25 protein-coding genes and 2 pseudogenes are annotated in these 25,155 nt (G+C 44.6%); 15 read left to right on the top strand and 12 right to left on the bottom strand.

The annotated features are described in order from the left end of the window. Nucleotides 1–567: 567 nt before the first annotated feature. Both gltB and QUB30_RS03335 read left to right on the top strand, forming a co-directional pair. Nucleotides 568–5,154 carry a glutamate synthase large subunit gene (gene gltB, locus QUB30_RS03340; RefSeq protein WP_333329042.1) on the top strand — a complete coding sequence of 1,529 codons (4,587 nt, stop codon included), beginning with the start codon at nucleotides 568–570 and terminating at the stop codon, nucleotides 5,152–5,154. Between the two features lie 104 nt (nucleotides 5,155–5,258). After that, nucleotides 5,259–5,792: an NUDIX domain-containing protein gene (locus tag QUB30_RS03335; RefSeq protein WP_333329039.1), complete on the top strand. Its 534-nt coding sequence runs from the start codon at nucleotides 5,259–5,261 to the stop codon at nucleotides 5,790–5,792. 75 nt (nucleotides 5,793–5,867) lie between these two features. Here QUB30_RS03335 and QUB30_RS03330 read toward each other — a convergent pair whose 3' ends face one another. The 4 genes from QUB30_RS03330 to QUB30_RS03315 are packed head-to-tail and all read right to left on the bottom strand — an operon-like array spanning nucleotide 5,868 to nucleotide 9,364. Beyond that, nucleotides 5,868–6,365 carry a hypothetical protein gene (locus tag QUB30_RS03330; RefSeq protein ID WP_333329036.1) on the bottom strand — a complete coding sequence of 166 codons (498 nt, stop codon included), beginning with the start codon at nucleotides 6,363–6,365 and terminating at the stop codon, nucleotides 5,868–5,870. 13 nt (nucleotides 6,366–6,378) lie between these two features. Then, entirely contained in the window at nucleotides 6,379–7,026 is a 648-nt protein-coding gene (locus QUB30_RS03325) for a GUN4 domain-containing protein (protein WP_333329033.1), read from the bottom strand. A gap of 45 nt (nucleotides 7,027–7,071) precedes the next feature. Next, nucleotides 7,072–8,496 (bottom strand): GUN4 domain-containing protein, encoded by a 1,425-nt coding sequence (locus QUB30_RS03320; RefSeq protein WP_333329030.1) that lies wholly within the window; start codon nucleotides 8,494–8,496, stop codon nucleotides 7,072–7,074. A 16-nt stretch (nucleotides 8,497–8,512) separates the two neighbouring features. Next, nucleotides 8,513–9,364, bottom strand: coding sequence for a toll/interleukin-1 receptor domain-containing protein (locus QUB30_RS03315; protein ID WP_333329026.1), 852 nt, complete (start codon nucleotides 9,362–9,364; stop codon nucleotides 8,513–8,515). A 328-nt stretch (nucleotides 9,365–9,692) separates the two neighbouring features. On the opposite strand from QUB30_RS03315, the pseudogene QUB30_RS03310 reads away from it, so the two are divergent. The 5 genes and pseudogenes from QUB30_RS03310 to QUB30_RS03290 all read left to right on the top strand — a co-directional run bounded on the left by QUB30_RS03310 (nucleotide 9,693) and on the right by QUB30_RS03290 (nucleotide 11,977). Further along, nucleotides 9,693–10,109, top strand: a pseudogene (locus tag QUB30_RS03310) (XisH family protein). Continuing rightward, nucleotides 10,097–10,438 carry a XisI protein gene (locus tag QUB30_RS03305; protein ID WP_333329023.1) on the top strand — a complete coding sequence of 114 codons (342 nt, stop codon included), beginning with the start codon at nucleotides 10,097–10,099 and terminating at the stop codon, nucleotides 10,436–10,438. The pseudogene QUB30_RS03310 and the gene QUB30_RS03305 overlap by 13 nt, the downstream one beginning before the upstream one ends. 6 nt (nucleotides 10,439–10,444) lie before the next feature. Then, nucleotides 10,445–10,675 carry a DUF4926 domain-containing protein gene (locus QUB30_RS03300; protein WP_333329020.1) on the top strand — a complete coding sequence of 77 codons (231 nt, stop codon included), beginning with the start codon at nucleotides 10,445–10,447 and terminating at the stop codon, nucleotides 10,673–10,675. 35 nt (nucleotides 10,676–10,710) lie between these two features. Beyond that, nucleotides 10,711–11,568: a hypothetical protein gene (locus QUB30_RS03295; RefSeq protein ID WP_333329017.1), complete on the top strand. Its 858-nt coding sequence runs from the start codon at nucleotides 10,711–10,713 to the stop codon at nucleotides 11,566–11,568. A gap of 64 nt (nucleotides 11,569–11,632) precedes the next feature. Continuing rightward, nucleotides 11,633–11,977, top strand: a pseudogene (locus QUB30_RS03290) (XisI protein). A gap of 25 nt (nucleotides 11,978–12,002) precedes the next feature. Here the strand turns inward: QUB30_RS03290 and QUB30_RS03285 are convergent. Then, nucleotides 12,003–12,773 carry a class II glutamine amidotransferase gene (locus tag QUB30_RS03285; RefSeq protein WP_333329014.1) on the bottom strand — a complete coding sequence of 257 codons (771 nt, stop codon included), beginning with the start codon at nucleotides 12,771–12,773 and terminating at the stop codon, nucleotides 12,003–12,005. A 189-nt stretch (nucleotides 12,774–12,962) separates the two neighbouring features. On the opposite strand from QUB30_RS03285, the gene QUB30_RS03280 reads away from it, so the two are divergent. The 3 genes from QUB30_RS03280 (at nucleotide 12,963) to QUB30_RS03270 (ending at nucleotide 15,512) form a co-directional block, all read left to right on the top strand. Further along, entirely contained in the window at nucleotides 12,963–13,121 is a 159-nt protein-coding gene (locus QUB30_RS03280; protein WP_333329010.1) for a hypothetical protein, read from the top strand. A 180-nt stretch (nucleotides 13,122–13,301) separates the two neighbouring features. Next, entirely contained in the window at nucleotides 13,302–13,436 is a 135-nt protein-coding gene (locus tag QUB30_RS03275) for an ATP-binding protein (protein WP_333329007.1), read from the top strand. Between the two features lie 156 nt (nucleotides 13,437–13,592). Next, nucleotides 13,593–15,512, top strand: coding sequence for an iron uptake porin (locus QUB30_RS03270; RefSeq protein ID WP_333329004.1), 1,920 nt, complete (start codon nucleotides 13,593–13,595; stop codon nucleotides 15,510–15,512). 878 nt (nucleotides 15,513–16,390) lie between these two features. On the opposite strand, the gene QUB30_RS03265 is transcribed toward QUB30_RS03270, so the two are convergent. Beyond that, nucleotides 16,391–17,281, bottom strand: coding sequence for a thermonuclease family protein (locus QUB30_RS03265; RefSeq protein ID WP_333329000.1), 891 nt, complete (start codon nucleotides 17,279–17,281; stop codon nucleotides 16,391–16,393). 96 nt (nucleotides 17,282–17,377) lie between these two features. Then, the gene (locus QUB30_RS03260) at nucleotides 17,378–17,980 is read right to left on the bottom strand and encodes an ACP phosphodiesterase (protein ID WP_333328995.1); all 603 of its coding nucleotides are present in this window, start codon (nucleotides 17,978–17,980) and stop codon (nucleotides 17,378–17,380) included. 19 nt (nucleotides 17,981–17,999) lie between these two features. On the opposite strand from QUB30_RS03260, the gene QUB30_RS03255 reads away from it, so the two are divergent. Beyond that, entirely contained in the window at nucleotides 18,000–18,287 is a 288-nt protein-coding gene (locus QUB30_RS03255) for a hypothetical protein (RefSeq protein WP_333328992.1), read from the top strand. 183 nt (nucleotides 18,288–18,470) lie between these two features. Here QUB30_RS03255 and QUB30_RS03250 read toward each other — a convergent pair whose 3' ends face one another. From QUB30_RS03250 to acs, 4 genes are all read right to left on the bottom strand, one after another. Continuing rightward, a complete protein-coding gene (locus QUB30_RS03250) occupies nucleotides 18,471–18,872 on the bottom strand; it encodes a retropepsin-like aspartic protease (RefSeq protein WP_333328989.1) in 402 nt (133 codons plus the stop codon). Then, nucleotides 18,869–19,282: a hypothetical protein gene (locus QUB30_RS03245; protein ID WP_333328986.1), complete on the bottom strand. Its 414-nt coding sequence runs from the start codon at nucleotides 19,280–19,282 to the stop codon at nucleotides 18,869–18,871. The genes QUB30_RS03250 and QUB30_RS03245 overlap by 4 nt, the downstream gene beginning before the upstream one ends. Nucleotides 19,283–19,384: 102 nt before the next feature. Continuing rightward, complete coding sequence (locus QUB30_RS03240) at nucleotides 19,385–20,074, bottom strand: WG repeat-containing protein (protein ID WP_333328983.1); 690 nt, start codon at nucleotides 20,072–20,074, stop codon at nucleotides 19,385–19,387. A gap of 267 nt (nucleotides 20,075–20,341) precedes the next feature. Next, complete coding sequence (gene acs / locus QUB30_RS03235) at nucleotides 20,342–22,312, bottom strand: acetate--CoA ligase (protein ID WP_333328980.1); 1,971 nt, start codon at nucleotides 22,310–22,312, stop codon at nucleotides 20,342–20,344. 285 nt (nucleotides 22,313–22,597) lie between these two features. On the opposite strand from acs, the gene QUB30_RS03230 reads away from it, so the two are divergent. The 4 genes from QUB30_RS03230 to galT all read left to right on the top strand — a co-directional run bounded on the left by QUB30_RS03230 (nucleotide 22,598) and on the right by galT (nucleotide 24,523). Next, nucleotides 22,598–22,759, top strand: a complete 162-nt coding sequence (locus QUB30_RS03230) for a hypothetical protein (RefSeq protein WP_333328977.1) — start codon at nucleotides 22,598–22,600, stop codon at nucleotides 22,757–22,759. A gap of 48 nt (nucleotides 22,760–22,807) precedes the next feature. Next, on the top strand, nucleotides 22,808–23,101 hold the full coding sequence (locus QUB30_RS03225; protein WP_333328975.1) for a hypothetical protein: 294 nt from the start codon (nucleotides 22,808–22,810) through the stop codon (nucleotides 23,099–23,101). A 15-nt stretch (nucleotides 23,102–23,116) separates the two neighbouring features. Beyond that, complete coding sequence (locus tag QUB30_RS03220; protein ID WP_333328972.1) at nucleotides 23,117–23,257, top strand: hypothetical protein; 141 nt, start codon at nucleotides 23,117–23,119, stop codon at nucleotides 23,255–23,257. A 243-nt stretch (nucleotides 23,258–23,500) separates the two neighbouring features. Then, nucleotides 23,501–24,523, top strand: coding sequence for a galactose-1-phosphate uridylyltransferase (galT, locus tag QUB30_RS03215; protein ID WP_333328969.1), 1,023 nt, complete (start codon nucleotides 23,501–23,503; stop codon nucleotides 24,521–24,523). Nucleotides 24,524–24,772: 249 nt separating this feature from the next. On the opposite strand, the gene QUB30_RS03210 is transcribed toward galT, so the two are convergent. Next, on the bottom strand, nucleotides 24,773–25,057 hold the full coding sequence (locus QUB30_RS03210) for a hypothetical protein (RefSeq protein WP_333328967.1): 285 nt from the start codon (nucleotides 25,055–25,057) through the stop codon (nucleotides 24,773–24,775). Nucleotides 25,058–25,155: the final 98 nt, after the last annotated feature.

Here is a 25,155-nt window from a genome sequence, read left to right as displayed (position 1 = left end):
ACGGCCCACAAGAAAATATACTCTTCGCTTCACAGGTCCCAAAGGCCTGTGAAGCGAGAATGGTGTTCTGGGCGTGAGGTAAAAGGAGGTAGCCTATAGCAGAGAAGGTCGGCTTACTGGGGCTTCAGGTCAGTTAGAATCAACCACGGGTCTTTGCAGTCAGGGTCGCAACGATCTATGAGTGTACAAGGAAGAGATCCACGTCGCCAACCAATTCGCTTGAGGAGTTTGTTTGGACACGATACATGACTAATCCTGGAGATCCTGATTTTTCAAGATGGGGGTTTTCGATACAGTTTCATTTCATCACTTGATTTTCGCCCTAGGAGGGGAGTTCATACTCACGCGGTTGTAACAAACCTCGACCTGTCACGAGTGGGAGAGGGGAGAGTAAGGGAAGGGGAGTATTTTTCTTGTGACTAATGACTAATGACTGCTGAGATCTAACAATTTTCTTAAGCTGAAAACTTCCAAGCTCACATGATTAGAAAATACATATTAGGTACAATAAAGAGCTTGGCACTCTGTCGATCGCAATTTTTTCGTCACTTTTAGGAAAACATCAAAATGAACAGCAACGAACTGCCACAAAAACAAGGCTTGTACGATCCGCAGTTCGAGCACGACGCTTGCGGAGTCGGATTTATTGTACACGTCAAGGGTCAGCAATCCCACGAAATTGTCGAGCAGGCACTGACAATCCTGCTGAACCTCGACCACCGGGGCGCGTGCGGCTGCGAGCCCAACACGGGAGACGGGGCGGGGATTCTGATGCAAGTCCCCCACAAGTTTCTCAAGAAAGCGGCCGCCGCGCAAAACATCGAACTTCCCGAAGCCCGCGAGTACGGCGTTGGCGCGATTTACTCATCGCCAAATCGAACTGAACGCGAAAACGGGCAGCGCATTTTTGAGCAAATCGCGGCAGAAGAAGGCCAGGAAGTGCTCGGCTGGCGCGATGTTCCCACCGACAACTCGTCCCTCGGCGACACCGCCAAATCTAGCGAACCCTTCATGCAGCAAGTGTTCCTCCGGCGGGCGGCAGGTATTGACGAGGCGGCTTTCGAGCGGAAACTGTACGTCATCCGCAAACGGGCTCACAATGCCATCCGCAGGACTAACACAGACCCCTACTGGTATAATTCCACTCTCTCGTGCCGGACGATCGTCTACAAGGGTATGTTAATGCCGGTGCAAGTCGGCGATTACTATCCCGACTTGCACGACCCGGACATGGAAAGCGCTCTAGCCCTAGTTCACTCGCGCTTCAGCACCAATACTTTTCCGAGCTGGGAACGATCGCACCCTTACCGCTACATCGCCCACAACGGCGAAATCAACACGATGCGCGGCAACATTAACTGGATGCACGCGCGGCAATCGCTGTTCGAGTCGGAGTTGTTCGGAGACGATTTGAAGAAAATCCCGAATTTAATCAACATCGAAGGTAGCGACTCGACAATTTTTGACAATGCTTTGGAATTGCTGACTTTGGCCGGGCGTTCTTTGCCGCACGCTGTCATGATGATGATTCCGGAACCTTGGACGGCCCACGAGTCGATGAGTGACGAGAAAAAGGCTTTCTACGAATACCATTCTTGCTTGATGGAACCTTGGGACGGCCCAGCTTCGATCGCCTTTACCGACGGTACTTCGATCGGGGCCGTGCTCGACCGCAACGGTTTGCGCCCTTCCCGCTACTGCGTTACCAAAGACGACTTGGTAATTATGGCATCGGAAGCGGGAGTTTTGCCGATCGCCCCAGAACGAATTGTATCAAAAGGTCGCTTGCAACCGGGGCGGATGTTCCTGGTAAATACCGAGGAAGGCCGCATCGTCTCTGACGAGGAAATTAAAACCAAAATTGCCACAGAACACCCGTACCGCCAGTGGATCGACCAGCACATGGTCGAAATCGCAAAACTGAAAGATGCGCCGGCAGTAGCAGAATCTCATCCCGAAACATTATTGCAGCGGCAAATGGCTTTTGGCTACACCTTTGAAGAACTGCGGTTGCTGTTAGCGCCGATGGCGAAAGATGGCGTGGAAGCTGTCGGCGCGATGGGTGCGGATACGCCGCTGGCGGTGCTTTCCAATCGACCAAAACTGCTTTATGAATACTTCCAGCAGTTGTTTGCTCAAGTTACTAATCCGCCAATTGATTCTATCCGCGAAGAAATTGTAACTTCTGCCGAAACTACGATCGGCGCTGAACGCAATTTGCTCAAACCAGAACCCGAAAGCTGTCATTTGATCGAACTGAAAACGCCGATTCTCAGCAATGAAGAATTAGCTAAGCTCAAACACGTAAATGAGGGCAATTTCCGGTCGATTACACTGCCGATTTTGTTTGACCCCAAAAGCGGGGTAAAAGGTCTCGAACAAGCCTTAGAAGAGGTTTTTGCAGCAGCAGACAGCGCGATCGCCTCCGGGGTGAATATCCTCATTTTGAGCGATCGGGGGATCGGTCCAGACAAAGCCCCTATTCCGGCGCTGCTGGCAGTTGCGGGCCTGCACCACCACTTGATCCGTAAAGGTACGCGCACGCGGGCGGGACTCGTGCTCGAATCCGGCGAACCGAGGGAAGTGCATCACTTTGCAACGCTTATTGGATACGGTTGCGGCGCGATTAATCCGTATTTGGCCTTTGAGACGATCGCCGATTCGATCCGCGAAGGATTGCTGCTAAATGTCGAGTACAAAACAGCTTGCAAAAACTACGTCAAAGCGGCAACTAAAGGTGTGACGAAAGTTGCCTCGAAAATAGGGATTTCTACAATTCAAAGTTATCGCGGCGCGCAGATTTTTGAGGCGATCGGGTTAAACAAATCCGTAGTGGATAAATACTTTGCTTGGACAGCCTCGCGGATTGAAGGCGTAGACCTCGAAGTCCTCGCCCAAGAAGCTATTTTGCGCCACACTCACGCTTTCCCAGACCGCCCAGCCAGCGGACATACTCTCGATGTCGGCGGCGAATATCAGTGGCGCAAAGAAGGCGAAGCGCATTTGTTCAGCCCGCAGACAATTCACGCCCTGCAAAAAGCGGTGCGCGAGGGCAGTTATACGCTTTTCAAACAGTATTCTGGGCTGGTTAACGAACAAAACCAGCAGCATTTTACCCTGCGCGGTTTGCTGCAATTCAAGCAGCGGGAATCGATACCGATTGAGGAAGTTGAACCGATCGAATCTATTCTCAAACGCTTTAAAACTGGCGCGATGAGTTACGGTTCGATTTCTAAAGAAGCCCACGAATCTCTGGCGATCGCGATGAACCGGATTGGCGGCAAATCGAACACCGGTGAAGGCGGGGAAGACACGGAACGCTACACTTGGACGAACGATCGGGGCGACTCGAAAAACAGCGCGATCAAACAAGTTGCTTCCGGGCGTTTCGGCGTTACCAGCTTGTACCTTTCCCAAGCGCGGGAACTGCAAATCAAGATGGCGCAAGGCGCGAAACCCGGTGAAGGCGGACAGTTGCCCGGTAAAAAAGTATACCCGTGGATTGCCAAGGTGCGGAACTCGACTCCGGGTGTGGGTTTGATTTCGCCTCCTCCTCACCACGACATTTATTCGATCGAAGATTTGGCCGAATTGATTCACGACTTGAAAAATTCCAACCGGGAAGCGCGGATTAGCGTCAAACTCGTGTCGGAAGTTGGAGTCGGGACGATCGCGGCCGGGGTTGCGAAAGCCCACGCCGATGTGGTGTTGATTTCCGGCTACGACGGCGGAACCGGCGCTTCGCCGCAGACTTCGATCAAACACGCCGGTTTACCTTGGGAGTTGGGACTGGCGGAAACTCATCAGACTTTGGTACTCAACAATCTCCGCAGCCGGATTGTCGTGGAAACTGACGGTCAAATGAAAACCGGCCGCGATGTAGCAATTGCTGCCTTGCTTGGTGCTGAGGAATTCGGTTTTGCGACGGCGCCGCTGGTGACATTGGGCTGCATCATGATGCGCGTTTGCCACCTGAACACTTGCCCGGTGGGCGTGGCGACCCAAGACCCGCTGCTGCGGAAAAACTTTATCGGCGACCCCGATCACACGGTAAACTTTATGACCTTCGTGGCGCAGGAAGTCCGGGAAATTATGGCGCAGTTGGGCTTCCGCACGCTGAATGAAATGGTGGGGCGGACTGATGTTTTGGAAGCGAAACAAGCTGTGGAACACTGGAAGGCTAAGGGTTTGGATTTCTCGAAAATCCTTTATCAGCCGGAGGTTGGGCCGGAGGTGGGGCGCTACTGTCAGATGGCGCAGGATCACGGTTTGGAAAAGTCCCTGGATATGACGGTGTTGTTGGATTTGTGCAAAGGTGCGATCGAAAACGGCGAAAAAGTACACGCCAAACTGCCGATTACCAATGTCAACCGGGTTGTCGGCACAATTCTCGGCAACGAAATCACCAAGCGCAACTGGGAAGGTTTGCCGGATGACACGGTGCACCTGCACTTCCAAGGCAGCGCGGGGCAAAGCTTTGGCGCATTCGTGCCCAAGGGTGTCACCCTGGAGCTCGAAGGCGAAGCTAACGACTATTTGGGCAAGGGGCTCAGCGGCGGCAAGATTATCCTGTATCCGTCGGCAGCTTCTACCTTTGTCGCGGAAGAAAACGTGATTGTCGGTAACGTAGTGCTTTACGGCGCGACATCCGGCGAGGTTTTCATCCGAGGGATGGCGGGCGAACGTTTTGGGGTGCGCAACTCCGGCGTGAATGCGGTAGTTGAAGGTGTGGGCGATCACGGTTGCGAGTACATGACGGGCGGCAAAGTTGTGGTTTTGGGTCAAACCGGGCGCAATTTTGCTGCGGGTATGAGTGGCGGTGTTGCTTACATTTTGGATGAGGCGGGTGATTTTGCTACTCGCTGCAATATGTCGATGGTGGAGTTGGAAAAACTCGAGGATGTTGAGGAAATTAGCGATTTGCGGGAGTTAATTCAAACTCACGTCGATTTGACTGGAAGTGCGAAGGCCTCGAAGGTTCTGGCTGCGTGGGATGAGATGGTGCCGCTTTTTGTGAAGGTGATGCCGAGGGATTACAAGCGGGTGTTGCAGGCTATTGAAAGGGCGATCGCATCGGGTTTAAGCGGTGATGATGCGCTGACGGCTGCGTTTGAAGAAAACGCTCGCGATGTCGCTCGGATTGGCGGCAGCTAGGGTTTAACATGAGGAATGGGTAATGGCTGTTACTAACAACCAATTACCTATTCCTCGTTATTTATCGATTATCAACTATTTTAGCTAAGTTTGGAATCAGTAAAATGAGCTATGAAAAAAATATTTTTACGACCAACTGGATTACTGTCAAGGAAACTGCCAGGGGATTTCATTACTTGGAAAGAAAAGGAAAAGACTCAGTGGCTATATTCTTAGTGAGAAAAAGCAATGTTGCTAGAAGAGAAATAGAATATGAAGTCCTGATTAGACAGCAGCCTCTGTGTATAGATAGCTCCGATATAAATGAAGAACTTCAGCTCTATCCTTGCCCCATTACTGGGGGGATAGAGACAGGTGAGTCACCAGAGAAAGCAGCAATCAGAGAGGTATATGAAGAATCTGGGTTTTCAGTTCAGGTTTTGCCGTTAGGTAAATATATTGTTGGCACTCAAACGAACGAAATTTGCTATATGTACTATGCTGATGTCAGCGATACAAAGCCGGACATTGCACAGCAAGATGGTTCTTACTTTGAAGCAATCAGCAAAAATGAATGGCATCCTTTTGAATATTTGAGTAAATGCGATTATTCAGCTTGCCAGATCGGATATTTTAAGCTCAAAAGCATTCTTTTCTAAAAAGATGTGCAGTGTGAGTCTGTACGAAAGAATGATTTAGAACACCCTGTGATAAATTGCAAAAAATCGAAAACATTATTTTTTTACTCCTACAATTTGTGCCAAGGCTTTAACATATTCATCTAATTTTTCACTGAGTAATCGCAATTCTTGACGCAACTGAGGCTCCTGTGACCAGTTTTTTTCATGTTCTTTAGGGCTAGTATTGGGGGGACACTGTGCCTCCCATGCCTGTAGTAAAGGATGCCACTTAGATAGAAATGGACGCAAACCTTGATTGAGTACAGCAACAGCAATTCCGCCAACAGAGTTATATGATATGCCTACATCAGGGCCAGCTTCTCTGAGGATTTGACGTGTAATCTCAAACATTTTGTAGAGCGAATTTAGAGCTTCCCGTAACAGTCCTTGGTCGGATTGAAGCGATTCTACAGTAATGCGAGTTACCAGTTCCACATAAAGCGCCCATGCTGCTTTTCGTTCGGTTACATCGGCTTCCCATTCTGCACCACCAATGCCGAAGGGAAGGTTGACAGATACTTTTTTCAATTTGGCTGGGTCTTGTTTTGGCATTTAGTTAAAGTCATTAAAAATTGATCAGGAGAGAAAACAGCTTATTAATTTGAAGTTCTGCTAGTCTTTGTCCTTTCCACCACGCTTCATCATGGGATAGTTCGTATTCTAAATTTCTTTTCATTTCTTCCTTATCACTTTCGTAACCTGTCACCTTATTCATAAAATCGACAAAATCTACGATTAGCTGTCTCTGCCAGTCTTGTTTAGCTAATCCTTTTGTTCCCCACCTGATAGTGTCCACAATCGCATCCAAACCAGCATTATCCATCGTAATCGTTTTGATAGTTCCCCAAGGAAGATGTCCTTCAGGAGCATCAATACTATAAATTACGTGGCTAGCAGAAATCCAACCGTCTTCTTCGCGCCACCCTACACGCTGTCCAAAAACTTTGGGGTCTTTTTTTGACTCTATCATAATACGCTTCTGGACTCTAAAGCCAAATTTACCCCTGCTGTAGTCATTCCAAAGTTTGTCTATGTGGTGGAGAACTTGACTGGGAAATTGTTGGATTTTTTCATCGGTTAGATAGCCTTCTTTTTCTTGACCAGCTACCTTGAGAAGGATCTTTCTAGTTTCTTCGTTAGCTTCTCGCCATCTTGCTGATTCTAATAAAAGAGCTAGACGTACTGAGAGTTCGCTATATTCTTGCTCAATCATGTGAGAACTCCTTCTGTTACTTATTCAATATGTTAGTGAGAACCGCTATAGTTGGTATTCTTGACATTTTTCAATTCTTAACATCAGAGCACAAAAACGTTTAGGCTCATGCTCGGGTCGGCTTCGTTTCCACCATTCTCTACAACAGGGAAGGTGTCCTTGAAGAGCATTCATATTAAACGTCATATCTTGATATTGAACCCATTTTTTTTGACCTTTATTAAGTTCGTGATACCATCCGACCCTTTCGCCAAAAATGTACCAAAAATCTTTTTCGTTTTTGTTGTTATCACTATTTCCGAAAATTTTAGTTTTCATCTTTTGCAAAAAAGACTTTTCTCTGATTTGATGCCATATCTTATTTTGCACGCTAAAACCAAAGCGCCCATTACTGTATTTCACCCATAATTCGTCTATCGTACATAGAGTTTCACAGGAAAAGTTTCTAATCTCGTCTACTCCCAGCTTTTCATTTTGTTTTTTCCCAGATGACTCTAACAGAATTTTTTTTGTTTCCCGATCGGCTTCTTGCCATTTTCCGACTGCTAGTAACTCCTCTAACTGGGCGCAATTCACTTCCAGCACAAGAGAGTTATTTTCTTCTAAGGTTTTCGGTGAGGTTTCTGGTTCTATTTCGGTAATACCCCATGCTAAATTGTAAAATGCTTTAGCTTTATCCTGACGAAAATCTACCCTAATTCTTCTTTGGAGATAGATAGGAAGTTCTGGCTCTTGCAGGGCATTTGGCAGAATAACAGGAATAGCAGCACGCTTTAGTTCAATAAATTTCCAGATAAAAGACTCCATCGTTTTTTCCTGCCAGGGACAGGGTTCACTACCAATAAAAATGGCTACTGAGTGGATCTGCGCTATCTGATCTGCCAGTACATCTTCCGGTAATCTACCAGGAGGCACTTTATTTTTTGCTAACCAAGGTTTAATCCCCCTTTCCTCAAGTTGTTTGGCAATTTGCTCTACTTCGCTAAGGTCTTTTTCGTTATGGCACAGGAAAACGTCAAAGTGTTCACAAATTCGTGATGAGGTTTGGGGTTGTTGCTGAGTAATGCCCCACACCAGTTTTTCTAGCGATCCAACATTATCTATGCCGCTAGCAAAACTTACCCAATTAAATTCTCTGAGAAAAAGCAACTTTTGTGGAAGTTCACCCACTCCTGGTAGCAAAATGGGAATTACTGGAAGACCTGTATCTACGAATTGGCTTATATATGTCCGCAGTTCCATATCTTGCCAGCTTCCTGGTCCTTGTAAACCGATGAAAATAGCGGCAGACTTGACATTGGGAATTGCCTGTTGAATGACATCCTGAAATGGTCGTCCTGGAGGAATTTGCTCGTCGTCTATCCATACTTTTAAACCACGCCTTTTAAGTTTAGATGCGATGGCTTTAACTTCAGGCTTATCCTGACTGTTATGAGCTAAAAAAACATCAAATTCCGGTCTATCTATCATTTAAAGATTCCTCGTGCTACTCTTTAACTTCAGGTATGCCTTTTATTAATTGGGTTATTGGTTCAGGGTCTTGCTGACGAAAATCAACCCGAGTTCGGCGTCGTAGGTAGATGGGAAGTTGTGGCTCTTGCAGGACACTCGGCAGAATAACAGGGATAACCGGACGTTCTTGTTCAATAAATTCCCAGATAAAAGACTCTATTTCTCCTTTTTGCCAGGGACCACCGTTTTTTCCGATAAAAATAGCCACTGAGTTTATTTTGGCTATCTGAGTTTCCAGTAATTGTTGCCAGGAATTGCCAGGACGGACTTCCCATATATCGAGCCACGGTTGAATCTGCCTTTCCTTGAGTTGTTCGGCAATTTGCTCTACTTCGTTGCGGTCTTCGTCGTTGTCGTTGTAGCACAAAAAAACATCAAAGTGTTCGCAAATTTTTGGGAAGCTTTTTACTGGCTTTTGTCTAATGCCCGCCTCCAATTTGTCTAATGCTTCAAAATCGTTTATGCCATTCTCAAACTTCACATAATTTAGTTCTTGGAGGAAGAGCAAATGCTCGGGAATTCCCTCAACCCCAGGCAACAAAACAGGAATTACGGGTATGTTTGCATCCACAAAACGAGTGAGTAGTGACCGCAATTCTAGTATTTGCCACCTTCCCAACCCCCCTAGACCAATAAAGATAGCTGCACAACTAACATTTTGAAGTGCCTGTTGGATTACATCCTGAAATGGTCGTCCTGGCGGAATTTGCTCTTCGTCTAGCCACACTTTTAGACCCCGCCGCTTCAGGTTAGTCACGATCGCTCTAACTTGAGGCTTATCCTGGCTATTGTGAGCTAAGAAAACATCAAAATGTTGATTAGTCATTATTGTCTTGGTAACTGATAAATCTAGGTACAGAGCTATAAACAAGAGCTATAAACATAAGTAAATATAGCACTTCTCACAGTCATGAACTGTAAAAGTCGGCTAAAACCATTAAAGTATCCTGTGCCCCGGTAGAAATAACAAAAACGATAGGTAGGTCTTATTATAGTGGTTTGACGGGAAAGATTGCCATGCAGACACCGGATTTTTTGCGAAATAACACGTTAAAGTCTTTGTCGCGGTAAAAACTCGTTTTCTTAGATCGGATATCGATCTAAACTTCCCCGACCAAACCTACAGCATACTGTCTTTCGTCTATAATTAACCTATGCCAAGGCTAGACACGCTCCACAACGCCGTCAAAAATGCACAGATCGAAGACGGCTGGACGATTACCGACGATCCCTATGCGATCCAGTATCGCAGAACAACGCTGTACGCCGATCTCGCTGCGGAAAGACCGATTGCTGCTGAACGAGGAGGACAGAAGCTTGTCATTGAAGTCAAAAGTTTTATCGGTGCCTCAAACATACAAGATTTAAAATAAGCTCTCGGTCAATATGACATCTATCTTTACTTGTTAGAGGAAACTGCACCCGATCGCAAACTTTACGTCGCAGTTAGTGCGATCGCATATAAAAGTTTCTTCACTCAAGATGTAATTCAATTAATTGTAAACAGACATCAACTTCCGCTAATTATCGTAAATACAGAAGTAGAGGAAATTGTGCAATGGATAAACTAATCGAGTATCCCAAACTAATTAAGCGTATTTTGACCGAGTATGTAGAATTGTGCCGCCATCCTCAACCAGACATCGAGACATTCTTGATTGCAGACGAACAAAACGGTCATTACATCTGGATGAATCTTGGCTGGCAAAAGGGCGATCGCATTACCGGTATCACTGTTTACGTTCGGATTCGCGATGGTAAATTCTGGATCGAGGAAGACTGGACAGAAGATGGGATTGCAACGGATTTGGTGCGTGCAGGAGTTCCCAAGGAAGATATTGTGTTGGCATTTCACGAGCCTGGGATGCGGCAATACACCGATTTTGCAGTAGCTTCTTAGCACTTCATGAAACTTTATTCAGATGTCATCTTGCTGTGCGATCGCCCTGAAGAAGGACTTGATGCCGGCGATATCGGTACAGTTGTAGAACAGCATCACGTTGAGGGACTAGAAACAGGTTATAGCGTTGAGTTCTTCGATCTGTTGGGAAACATTGTAGCAGTTGCCACGCTACCTAGAAGTTATTTGCGATCGCCAACCCGTGCAGACAGACCTACACTGAGCCTTGTTAACTGATATCATGTATAGAATTAGGGAAATCAACAAGCAAAATGATTCAATCCATACCGAAAATATCCATCAAACCTGGATACCGTCCCCAGTCGGATGATAAAACTCCTGAAGCTGATGCAATTGATTTTTACCTACTGCGGCAACTCACCAATTCCCAACGGTGGCAAATGGGGGCAAAATTAAATCGTTGGGCAAAAACTGTTAGCTTGCGCGGGATGAAAAAAGCTTCTCCCTCAACCTACAAAGAGCGATTTGCTCGATCGATATTAGGTAGCAAGTGGTTGCCAATTTTAACCCCCACCAGTGAGCCCTCTATGTGGACGCAAGACCCCAGCGAAATTGCTAGACTGTTGCACCCAATTTTTGAAACATTAGGTGTCTCTTATTATATTACAGGAGGCGTTGCCGCTTCTGTCTATGGCGACCCGAGAACCACACGCGATTTAGATTTAGTAATTGAATTGCTCCGGGACAATATTTTTCAATTAGTTGAAGCACTAGAAACGGCTGGTTTTTACTGCCCTCCAGGTTCGGTAGAAGATATTCAAGAGGGTAGAGGGATGGTGTTGAGCGTCACTCACATGACTTTAGTATTGAACGCTGATATAGTGCTAAATTCTAATACTGAATTCGATCGCTCAAAAATGGCAAGACGACGATTAGAAGCGCTTGACGAAGCTGGTGTAGAACAATTTTGGGTTGCTTCTCCTGAAGATATTGTGTTGGCAAAACTGCTCTGGCGGCAACAGTCTCAGTCTCAAAAACAATGGAATGATGTTTTGGGAATTCTGAAAGTCCAATCTGAGAATTTGGATCGGGGTTACTTAACAGAGTGGGCCCAACCATTGGGGTTGATTGATGATTTGAACCTAGCTTTTACTGAATCAGGGATTTGATGCGATCGCAATTCACGCACTGCGATGGGAAAAAAGGTCGATCGATAGTAGAGAAAATAGTGGAATGGATAAACTAACTGAGTATCCCAAACTAATTAAGCGTATTTTGACCGAGTATATAGAATTGTGCGATCGCTCTTCCCAACAAGACATCGAGACATTCTTGATTACCGACGAGCAAAACGGTCATTACATCTGGATGAACCTGGGCTGGCCAAAGGGCGATCGCATTACTGGTATCACCGTGTACGTTCGGATTCGCGATCGCAAATTCTGGATCTAGGAAGACTGGACAGAAGATGGGATTGCAACGGATTTGGTGCGTGCAGGGGTTCCCAAGGAAGATATTGTGTTGGCATTTCACGATCCGGGAATGCGGCAATACACAGATTTTTCCGCCGCTTCGTAGCGGTCATTTAACTTAACTCCAGCGGTTAAAATTTGACCGGGCAACCATCTTGAAATACCAGCAATTCTCCAGATTGAATTTGCGTCCAAACTTCATTATCAGTCAGCGGAAAAGTGGCAATAACAGCCACGCAATCGTCCTCCTTTGTCAGTTCCCGGAAATCGACAGTTACATCTTCGTCGATCGAGTGAGCGCTAGCAAAAGGTGCTTGTCGCACAATATAATGCAAATTAGTAGAACAGTGTGCGAACAAGTGTTCTCCATCAGAAAGTAAATAATTGAAAATTCCGTGTTGTGCCAAAGTTTTAGTCATTTCCTCCAGTACCGGGTAAATTTCCGCTAAAGCAGGCTTGCTTTGAGGAAAAGTGGATCGCAGCTTTTCTAAGATCAAACAGAATGCTTTTTCGCTGTCAGTCTGACCAACTGGTTTGTAAAATCCTGGACTTTCTAGATGAAAATTTTCCAGATTTCCGTTGTGAGCAAACACCCAATAACGCCCCCAAAGTTCCCGAATAAAAGGGTGGCAGTTTTCCAGAGCTATTTTGCCTTGGGTAGCTTTGCGGATGTGAGCAATGACATTAGTTGAATGAATGGGATAGCGGCGCACTACTTCAGCAACCGGAGAAGCAATCGCAGGTTTTGAGTCTATAAAAAGGCGGCATCCCAAACCTTCAAAAAAAGCAATTCCCCAACCGTCTTGATGAACGTCCGTTTTGCCGCCTCTTGCTGAAAAACCCTCAAAAGAAAAGCAAATATCTGTCGGAACATTGCAGTTCATTCCCAGTAATTGGCACATAGCTTTTAAATCTCTGGAGTGTGGATCGATCGCGCCGCTATTGGCAGCTACAGATTTGCGGTGATAATATTATAGTATTAACGGGTTAAATAAGTTAAAGACTCTTAATATTTTTGCTTTGTCAACCGTAATGATACTGAAGTTAAAAAGTTGACGATTGCTAAAAAAATCGCTCGTGTTTCCCGAACGATGTTAACCGATAACTTGCTCCGCACTGTTTACCGTGCAGACAGCGAGTATAAAGTGTTAGCCGATATCCGGGAAGGAATTGATATTACTTTGATGATTTGGCAGCACCGTTTGAAGGCCCATAATAACCAGCAGGCAATTCAAATCATCAAAAATTAGGGACAAATTATTTTGCTTAAATGCTTTTGAAACTGAATCAGGTGTTAATGACTCGTACTGAAAAAAACGATATATTTTTTATAAAAAGCTAAGCAAAGTTGTATTTTATCATCGATTACATCCGCACTCAACCTCATTAATATTACTACTTAATTATCGGCTCTATAGCGAAGCATTTGGATGAAAATCAAAGACCATGGGCCAGGAATGTATGAGGAAATAATATCGCAGATTTTTGACTTTTCATTCACTACAAAAGCTGTTGGGAAAGGAACGGGAACCGGATTGTCAATCAGCCGTCACATAGTTGAATAAACCGAGGGCGGCAGTTTGACTGGTTCGTCAGTTTTGGGAAAAGAAACGGAATTTACGATCGCCCTTCATCTAGAATAGTGCGTGAAGGGTAGCTATCCCGTAGCGAATCGCCCTTTTTCTCACTTTTTTTGTTCAATTCTCACAAAATATAATTAAATGCCCAATCACAAGTGCGATCGACAAATTTGGAAAATCTTTAGCAGCTTAATAGTGGGATTCGGATTGCAGGCATTATTCAGCATTTCAGCCTTAGCAGAAACGACAGATCCTGAAACAACAGCAAATAGTGCACATTCCGAAGATTCTGTTAATGAATGGTATCAATTACCCGCACCGACAAATAATCTACCGGATAATTTCGATCGTAATCCCGCTCGACAATCAGTCGGAAATCCTCACAATGTAGATGTAACTTCACCGATAAACGCCACATCGGAGCCGCCCGTACCTATAGCGAGTGAGAGAGCAACTCACATATCCGAAGCCAGCCAAACGCAGCCTGCAGAAATACCTCCGTTAGTTGAAGAAAATAAATTAGAAAATCCCCCATTAGTTTACCCTGCTGAAAACTCACTAGAACAAGTTACATCAGTTTCCCAACTCAGCGACGTACAGCCGACAGACTGGGCATTTCAAGCACTGCAATCCTTAGTAGAAAAATACGGCTGCATAGCTGGATACCCCGACGGAACCTATCGCGGAAACCGCGCCCTCACCCGCTATGAATTTGCAGCCGGAATCAATGCTTGTTTAGATAAAATCCGGGAGTACACCGCCAAACAAACCGAAAATCAAGTCAACAGAAATGATTTGATAAAAATGCAAAAATTGCAAGAAGAATTTGCCGCAGAAATTGCCACGCTGCGAGGTCAAACCGACCTCCTAGAAGCGCGAGCTACCGAACTAGAAGCCAATCAATTTTCAACAACAACTAAGCTATCAGGATTCACCGTTTTTGGAATACAAGGGCGCACTCCCAACCGTGCAGATCGCGCTCCCAGAGACGGCAAAAGGGATACCAAAGACCCCGGTACAAATGTCAACTCGATCAACTTCACTCAATTATATTTAACCACTCAATTTAGTCCTCGCAGTAACTTATTAATCGGTTTTTACAACCAGAACGGAAGCAATTCACCACAATTAACCGAAGATGTAAACCTTGCTTATAATTTAGGCGAAACTCCTGGATTTACTATCAGCGACCTCAACTACCGCTTTCTGGTCGGTGACAAGTTGGCAGTGTTTGCAGGGACAGCAGGAGTTAACATGATAACCGGTTTTCGAGGGCCGAATCGGGCGGAAAGTGCAGCTTCCGGCCCCCTTTCTGCCTTCGCCCAAAGAAACCCTATTTTGAACACTGGTTTAGGTTTAGGCGGCATCGGCATTGACTGGCAATTTGCGAATCGAGCCAGTTTGCAAGCAGTTTATTCTACTAACATCCCCGGATTTTTTGTCAGTTCTAACGGGTCTAAAGGACACAATACATTGGGCGTACAACTAACTCTGACGCCAGCAGATCCAGTTGATGTTACTGTCTATTATGTTAACGATTATTCGCCAGATGGTAATTTGATTAGTTTGGCAGGCGATCGCCAATTGACTGCTATCAATCCTAGCACAAATAAGTCCGAACCTCTGGAAACAAATGCAGTTGGAGCAAGTTTAAACTGGCGCATTTCATCGCGAGTTTCTTTGGGAGGTTGGGCTGGTTATACTAATTCTCGCATTCCGGGTAAATCTGGTACAGTAGCAACTACAAATTATATGGTTTTTTTAAATTTTCCCGATTTGTTTAACTCAGGAAATTTAGGAGGAATTTATATCGGGCAACCGCCTAAAATTGTCAGCAGCAATTTACCTACAGGCAATAACGTTCCTGATTTTTTAGATACGGGTTTAGGGCGATCGGGCGGGCAACCCGGAACGACTACTCATGTAGAGGTATTCTACCGCTGGCAGGTGAATGATAATATCAGCGTCACCCCTGGATTAATCTTGATTTTTCAACCCGGTCACACTCCCGATAGCGACCCAATCTCAGTGGGTGTATTGAGAACTTCATTTTCTTTTTAAGAGTCTAATGCTGTGAGGGCGGGTTTACTAGATCGATCGCCCATTGCAAACAATTTTTTTTGGCGAACCCGCCCCGGAGGAACGAACCACAAGAAAATTTAATTTTGTGGAACCGAAATCCTGCCTGTTAAGCGAGAAAAATGCTTTTCGGTCAGCCGACAGTAATTAAAGCCCCAGCGGGATGTCCTAATATTTTTTCTCAGTAAAAACCCGCTATCTTTACTGAAACTTTACACTTAATAGTGATTTCTCCGTTTGTATATTTTTTTTATCCATACAAATACTTAATTATTAAGTTTAAAAAAATACGCATTAACACGCTTGAAATATAATTTTTCCTAACTTAATCTATTATTAAGAAGCAGTAGTAATACTTCTTTAAGTTTAGGTTTAGATAAATATGATTAAATCAACGGGCTATTTTTGGTGTCTGAGCTTTGCTGTAATTTCTGCTATGACTGCCTATCCGTGTCAGGCACAAACGACGGTCAAATCGCCGATAAATGTAACTGAAACACAGGATATCACAAGTACCGAGTCACCCGATGTTACTAACAGTTCTGTTAGCAACATCGGCAAAACTCCTAACAATTCTAAATCTTTTACCGTTTCAAAATTGAATAGCACACCTTCTAACTCTAGTCCTCCTATAACCACTCCTCAAAATCAATCTGCACGCACAAATCCTTTAGGATGTAGATTTTTCACTACTCCTTCAATGCAACAATAAATTTTCCTGCACCTCTGGATAAATAGAATATCATGGCTGAATAGAGGGCGATCGTTTTTTAGGAGCGCCCTCTATTTGCGCGATCGTACTTCCTAAGAATATTAGATTCCAGTAAAAATGATTGATAAAATTAACTCTAGTGTAAATATTATCTAGGAAAATCTGAAAGTTGTTTGAGATCCTTCAAAACTATTTGAGGCTTCCCTTTGTATTGTTCTACCTTCCCACTCACATACACATATCCGCGTCCCAGACCCGCATAACGCTTCTCGATTAACCGCTTCAATGGAGCCATTTCATCGGTTTTAGCATCCGGTATCCACAAATCTAACTTATGATAAACTGAGCCAGCATAAATCAGAGCGCTCCCGCCGATCCATTTATTAATCCCAGCCTGCAAATCGCAGAAAATAGTAATAGATTTAGCTCTCTCAGAAGCAGCTAAAATTTTTGGGTAGTGCAACCTCACAGAAAGCGCTTCTGCGGTTGCTTCTGCCAACCGAAACTCTTCAACAATAGAGCCTCGCATCGACCACCAAGGCAGTAAATTAGCATAGTTGCGAGAGGGAATTTTAGCATTAGTAATCGGATTCCAAATCACCAAATTGTAGGCTTTGGCTACAGATTCAGCCTCAGTCATTTGGCGGTGATACAATCTGGAGCGCCCGTATTTCACAAAGTATGGACTCCAGCCTTCTGCAATCAGTTTTAGATTGTAATTTTCTGCGTCTTTATGTACGTAACATAGGAGGCGGCCGTAGTTATCGCGGTGTTTTTCCACCGCAATTTCTATCGGGTCATCTGTATCAAATTCAATATCAACTTTAGCAAGTCCGCCATCCGCTGTGGCGAAATATTTTTTAGCCATTTCTGAAGCTGCTTTCCCCGCCGCAGTTACAGGTTTGGAGCCTCCCGAATGACTTTCTTCTGTATCGACGCAAATTAGGCGCAGAGACTCGGTTTTGCCGTTGAGAGAAATTTTGATGGTGTCGCCGTCAACCACTTTAGTTACTTGCAGGTTCGGAATTCTGGTTGCCATATTGTGAACCCTGTTGAACTTGAGATGTGATGCACATATTGGTCGAATTATACACGAGTTCGCTATTGATAGCAACTGTAATTTTTGTTGTTTGTATTAATATTTGCCAGCGGTCGCGTATTTGATTAAATCGGGAAAAAAATCCCGAAAATCGGATTCTAAGCGCTGATAGTTAGCTGTCAAATCTTCTATACCGCTTGCCAAGTTATTTGTCCTTTTGAGTCGCGCCGACATTCTTGTAAGAGTGATGCCGATTTCGGCAATTTCCTGATAAGATGAAAGCAAGTCGCGGGCAATTATTGTTGGCAGCACCCGCTGGAGAGATTCAGGCAATATATCGCGATTGTCTTGCAGGACTTTATAGACATGGCGAGAAAAATCGGGGAGCGGAATTTCTGAATATTCCAGCCAATTTTTAGCCAAGAAGTGGTCGTAAAACACGTCAATCAAAACTCCAGCAAACCTGCGTCTATCAGCGCAAATAAGGCTTTTACTCGATCGCACTATTGGGTGAGAGTCGGTGTAGCTATCTACTTTGCGGTGCAAATCGATGCCTTTTATAATTTCCTCGGAATAAAGGTTGACAGCCGAACCTTTGACAAAATCTCCTAAGAGGTTGCCAATCAGGGATTCTGGCGTGCCTTTTGATAAGAATAGATGAGCCAAATAATTCATTGCTACAGTAAAAATATCTAACATAGCATAAGGAGAAAGAATAATGGCTGTCCTGGAATGTGTAAAACCGGGTGCTAAACTCGGTCAAATTATTCTTGCGGCCGCTCTTACTGTTGCCGGTGCTGTCGATCGCGTTTTGGCAAAAATTCAAGACTTGGAATATGACCCAGAAATTCGTCATGTCAACTATCCGTCTGGAGTTCACGTCTTGGCAATTGTCAAAGACGAACAGCACAAGCAAGCAGTTGATGATGACTACTTGCTGGAGGATTGGCTACAGGTAAGGTCTGAAATTAACGCCGATGCCGTTCATCTGTGGCGCGGTAAATAAGCTGTTTTTGGTATATCCGTGAATCTTGGATAACAAAAGAGCGATCGCCTAAATGTAGTATGCAGGCGATCGCTCCACCCGCGTTCAAATATTGCTTGCGATCGGCTACATCTCTCGACGGAACGATCTAATAGCTTCCCCAGCATCAGTTTCCGCCATCAAAATATAGAAGTTCTAGATAAGTCATAAACGAATGCGAATCTCTCCCTCTTTAGCATAGATAACAGCTTGCATAGGAGCAAGAAAATCCATCCCTAGCAGACCGTCTACAAAAGTGGTCGCAGGTAACGTGTAGGCAACTATAGGAAAATTTTCTAAACGCTCGCCCAAGCAATTAAACCAAGGCACAGCTACTACTGGTGCTTCCACAATACCACCACCTGCTGATGTCCTAATTCTAAGTAGAGGATTTTGGATATCGCAACCAAGAGCTTCTAATATATTTACCCGCAAGACGGTATAAGTTGAGCCTGTATCAACTAATAATCTGAATTGTCTGACAGTATTACTTGTGCTGGAGGCAGCAGCTTTTAAGACGAGTAATTTTCCGTAACGCGAGCACCTATAAAGTTTTTGTGAAGTCACGACAGCACCGAATATTCATCAGGAACAGGGCCAGTGTATTCTATAGAAATTGACCGGACATCTTGAAATTTTGTCAAAGCTTGGTCTATTTCTTCTCGCTGCGGTGAATGAGCTAAAACTTCACCACGAATCACATTCCATAAAGCGTCTGATTCAGTATCAGCAATTAGCACCCACTCGCGGGGATAGCGATCGCGTATTTCTGCCACAGTCAAGATTTCCCCTGTGGGTTTGTAATCCGACCCATTGTTATTTAGAATCAGAACTTGAGAGGGCAGGTCGGTTTCTGCTTGAGTAATTTCTTCATTTAATAGTTGCCAAAGTCGGCGTTTTTCTTCGAGTGGGAGGGAGGCGAGCGCATCTACTAGGACTTGAAAAGGAATTTGCAACTGTACGGTTTCTGGGAGCATGGTATGTCTCAAGGGAGGTTGAGGTAATTTCTATGATAACTCTTGAATTAGCTGATAACTTAGCTTTACCTAGATAATTCTTGAATACCCAACTCAGGCTAGTTACCATAATACATCACCCATTTTGTCAATATGATAAATTTCATTGGACTTCATCACTTGAGCAATTCCTTCTGTAAAGTCAGCAATTTCATCAAATTGGCATTGAATTACTATTTGAGCTTTCTGATTAACATACCCCCATTGATTACCAACTTTGACTCGCCCTAAACCCTCACAAAGTTGAGTTGCTTCATCAAATTCCAGCTTACCTAGTAGGCGACCACTCTGATCTATATACCCCCATTTATTATCTATTTTGACTGCTGCGATACCCTCCGAAAAACTAATCGCTTTATCAAATTGAGGGGTTATAATTACGTTATCGTTCTTATCAACGTAACCTATTTTTTCCCCTATTTTAACTGGAATTAAGCCTTCACAAAAGTTTCCCGACCAATCAAATCGAGGTTTAATTAGCATTCGCCATACATTGTTTATATATCCATACTTATTACCAACTTTAACTCTTGCAAGACCACTAAAAAATTTTCCAGCACTATCATATCTAGGCTGTATTACTATCTTTCCAAGATTGTCAATATAACCCCAGTTTTCTACTATCTTCACTGCTGCTAGACTTTCCGAGAACTCATGAGCATAATTGAATTCAGGTGAAATTACTATTTCATTCTTCTCATCTCGATATCCCCACAAATCACTTTGTTGAAATGGTACTAGCTGAGTATTCATTGCATACAATCTCCCTATTTTAATCAAATAAATACTGGATTTCCCTCGATTTTTATCTTTGCATCTCGCTGCGACTGCAGTTGGCAGAGTTTTCCCGCTGAGACGGAGATCGATCGTGGGCTGCCAGGAAATTGAAGTAGTCTTCTAGTTGTATCGCTCGCTGGGCAGAAAGCTGATAATAGTATAATAACTTCTTTTAACAAAACCGCAGATAAACCAGATTACTATCCGCGTTTATCTGCGTTTATCTGCGGTTACAAAATCCCCCTAGGCACCTCCCCGCAATTTATCCAAAACCGTCCGGTCTTCCAAGGTCGAAGTATCCCCAGAAACCTCTTCTCCCGCAGCTAAAGAACGCAGCAATCGGCGCATGATTTTGCCGCTGCGAGTCTTCGGCAAAGCATCGGTAAATCGAATTTCGCCGGGACGGGCGATCGCCCCAATTTCCTTAACAACGTGCTGCTTCAACTCAGACGCCAATTCATCGCTAGGTTGCTGCGAGTTGTCCAGCGTGACAAAAGCCACAATGTCCTCACCTTTAATCTCATCCGGTTTACCAACAACCGCAGCTTCCGCCACCGCTGGATGCGATACCAAAGCTGACTCGACTTCCATCGTGCCGAGTCGGTGTCCGGCCACATTAATTACATCGTCAACGCGGCCCATTACCCAGAAATAACCGTCTTTGTCCTTGTGCGCGCCATCTCCCGCAAAGTACACGAATTCGCCATCTTTCGGGTGCAAATATTCCCAATAAGTGCGACGGAAGCGATCGGGATCGTTGTAAAGCGTCCGCATCATTCCCGGCCAAGGATGTTTCACAACTAAATAACCGCCGCTTTCGTTAGTTACTGGTTCGCCATCTTGGTCAACAACATCAGCCACAATTCCGGGGAACGGTAGGGTTGCAGAACCGGGTTTTGTAGGAATTGCACCGGGCAAAGCGGTAATCATAATTCCCCCGGTTTCTGTTTGCCACCAAGTATCGACGATCGGACAATTCGAGTTGCCAATTACGCGCTGATACCACATCCAAGCTTCAGGATTAATCGGTTCGCCGACGGTTCCTAACAATCGTAAAGATGACAAATCTCTGGCATTTGGCAATTGTTCACCCATTTTCATAAAGGTGCGAATTGCGGTGGGTGCAGTGTAGAAAACTGTGACGCCGTATTTTTCAATTACATCCCAAAAACAGCCGGGATTAGAAGGGCGAGGAGCACCTTCATACATTAAAGTGGTCGCACCGTTGGACAGCGGCCCGTAGACTATGTAACTGTGTCCGGTAATCCAGCCTACATCAGCGGTACACCAGTAGACATCGGTATCTTGGAGGTCGAATATCCACTTGGTTGTCATGTGGGTATAAAGGTTATAACCACCAGTTGTATGGACGACTCCTTTCGGTTTTCCGGTACTTCCAGAAGTGTAAAGAATGAACAGCAAATCTTCGCTATCCATCGGTTCGGCGGGACAGTCAGCGGATGCACCTTTTTGCAATTCATGCCACCAGCGATCGCGCCCTGGTTCCATATCAATTTGCTGTTTGGTGCGCTGAACTACCAGAACGTTGGTAACGCTGGGTACGGCATTATTTGCTAGTGCTTTGTCTACTTGTGTTTTGAGGCCAACTGCTGTATCTTTGCGGAAGCCTCCGTCAGCGGTGATGACGAGTTTTGCTTCGCCGTCGTTAAGCCGATCGCGCAAAGCTTCTGCACTAAAACCGCCAAAAACAACGCTGTGTACTGCACCGATTCTGGCGCAGGCTAGCATGGCGATCGCAGCTTCGGGAATCATGGGCATATAAATGCCGACGCGATCGCCCTTTTGGACTCCCAATTCTTTGATGACGTTCGCCATTTGGCAGACTTCGCGGTGGAGTTGCGCGTAGGTGAGGGTGCGGGAGTCTCCGGGTTCGCCTTCCCAAATCAGGGCGGCTTTATTTTTGCGCCAAGTGGTTAAGTGGCGATCGAGACAATTGTAAGAAATATTAATTTTACCGTTGACAAACCATTTAGCAAAAGGCGGCTGCCAGTCGAGTACGGTATCCCAGTTTTGGAACCAGTGCAATTCTTGGGCGGCAAGTTCTGCCCAGAATGCTTGGGGGTCAGCTTTGGCTTTGTCGTAGAGGGCTTGGTACTCTTCTAAGCTTTTGATGTGAGCTTTTTCGGAGAATTCAGCGGGCGGGTGAAATAGGCGTTTTTCATGAAGAATTGATTCGATGGTATCTTGTGACATTGCTTTTTCTGTAACTGCATCTACTTCTTTAAACTATTTTGTACGCAATTGACCGCAAAAATATCTTTAGTTTCGTTAAGAATTTTGGTTATTGTGTAAATTTTGGGGCTGGGGCTGTTTATTTAAAAATTATAAATGCCTCGAATTTGGAGGCTAAATAAAGTTCGATCGAGCTTGGTTTTGGGCAAATTTTTTATATAAAATATTGTAGAATTTTTAGTTTAAAAATATAAGGATGTGAAGCTGCTTGAAAAGAATTATTCAACCTGAATGATAGGGGAAAGCATGACCCAAAATTTAGAAGCAAGCCAAGTTTCGCTAAATGACGTTCGCCGCCTTCTCAAACTGGAAGAGCGAGAAGGAGATGCCTTCACAGATTTTTTCTCTCTGGAACCGCTGTCAGAATTAGAAAAGCAGGAAATATTAAAAATTAGAACTGACTTTTGACGCTACTTATCCGCCGGAAAAGTTTCAGAAGAACTGGTTAAATTTTTAGTGCTTTCACCCTTAATGAGATTAGCAGGATTTTTTGATATTCCGATCGTGCTGACAATGGAAGATAGCATCCCGATCCAGGTTGAGGATGGGGATACTTTAATTAAAGGGCGCTTGGATATTTTAGCGGTAAATCAGCCGGATGCAGAGCTCGCGGCGGCACAGTTTTGGATTTTGGTAGTCGAGGCGCAAAATAGTGCGATCGATCCTTGGGCCGGTTTGCCGCAATTGCTGACTTATACTTATAAAAGTTTGCAGCAGCAATCGTCTGTTTGGGGATTGACGACGAATTGACGTAACTATCAGTTTGTGTATCTGACGCGGGGCAATCCTTGCACTTATCAGATTTTACCGGAATTGAGTTTGACTGACAGAGAGCGATCGCTCTTGTTGGCGCAAGTGTTGAAAGCTATTTGCAAGTTGCAGAATGTGCAGTTGCAGTTGGCTTAATCTCTGCAATTAAAATCTGTGCTTGCCTGTACTGCCTAGACAGATATTCTGTAAGATCGCGAGCAACCACTGTAGTCCCTAATCGCCCTCTTTCCTCGATGCCAACTGTTGTTAACTTTTGTTGGGAAACGGCTGGGAAAATTAGAAATCAAGATTTGTTAAAAAATTGCAATAGGGAATGACAAAATACAAACTTTTCTATACAATAATAAACGGTTAAGCCCTACAAGTGAAGGTAAAAAAGTGTCTGAACTTAGACAAAATTTAATTACCAGAGATTGGGTAATCATCGCCACCGAACGGGCGACAAGACCAGATCAATTCGCTAACAAAAAAAAGTGCGAAATATTAGTGCCATCGCACCGTGCCGATTGCCCGTTTTGTGTGGGAAATGAGGAAGACGGAACCTTAGAAACTTGCCGTTTGGGCGATCGCGCTGGCTGGAAAGTCCGGGCAATTCACAACAAATATCCCGCCCTCTCCCCGACAGCAGAATGGATGAGGATATCATCGGGAATTCACCGCACGATGGCGGGAATCGGCATTCACGAGGTAATTGTCGAACACCCGCGACACGATTTGACGACAGCTTTGTTGAGCGTTGAAGAAGTTGAAAACATACTTTTAGTATACCGCCAGCGCTATGTAGAAATTAGAAAAAATCCCTACATTGAAACAATTATTATCTTCAAAAATCACGGGGAAACTGCCGGAACTTCTCTCGAACACCCCCACTCGCAGATAGCAGCGACGCCGGTTGTACCCAGCCAATTTCGCAGTCGCATCGACGAAGCTATTAGATATTTTGATGACACGGGGGAATGTCTGTTTTGCCGCACTTTGGAAGACGAATTAGCGGCGAAGGAAAGAGTGATTTGTGAGAGTGAACATTTTGTGGCTTTTATCCCTTACGCTGCACTTTCACCGTTTCACACTTGGATTTTTCCGCGCCGCCATTCATCTTCGTTTGATGAAATTACTGATGCGGAAATTACGGATCTTGCTGATACTTTGAAAACTGTACTGGCTAAGTTTTATTACGGATTGAACAATCCAGATTACAACTATAATATTCGATCGGTGCCGATCGCCCAACGGTCCACAAAATACTTTCACTGGTATATTGCAATTATTCCCAGAGTCACCAAGCAAGCTGGGTTTGAGTTGGGCAGCGGGATGTTTATCAATACTGCTTTGCCCGAAGAAAGTGCGGAATTTTTGCGATCTATCGAAGTTCCTAGCGAAAGTCATTTCCCGCCGATATAAAGTATCCTGCATCACAATACCTCAAATTGTAGTGGAAATGCACGCAGGCATTTTGAGTTGCGAGTCTGTGTTGGGGAAGGAAACTGATATTATTTTAAATTTGATATTTGAGATTAGAAAATTGGGAAGGAGGCATGATCTAAGAGTTTAGATCGCAGCTTACAGTTACATTCTTTTTTGAAACTGGCATCATTTACGAGATCAAGCTATGAACCTACAAAGACTAAAGACTTATGAATTTTACCCAACTCACAATAAACTTTCGACATACTGCCAGCAGTCGTCGCTAAAAGTAGCTCTCAACATATCTCTAATTTTAGCGTCGATCGATAATATCCCCTCCCCAGAGTCGCCATTCTCGTTGATTTCGCCACTTTCATCAGACAAATGTTCTTGGAGGTGGGCGAGAGTATCGGCGAAATTTGCCAGAAAATAATGTTCCTGCACCCACGCTGTCGGATCTGGTATTGCTGCACTCGCAAAAGCTCGATCGACTAAATCTTTTTTGGCAACATCGTCAGTCTGGTTTTTCATGTTGAGTTCGATTTAGATAAAATGTGTAACCGATCTAATCTTAAGCTTAATTTTCAACCGGATCGCGATCTGGATCGACCACTGCTGTGACAAATTCG

It is taken from the genome of Microcoleus sp. BROC3 (genome assembly GCF_036702515.1).
Taxonomy (GTDB): Bacteria; Cyanobacteriota; Cyanobacteriia; order Cyanobacteriales; family Microcoleaceae; genus Microcoleus.
Note: the sequence above shows the minus strand (reverse complement) of the source record. Positions and strands in the feature narration are given on the sequence as shown.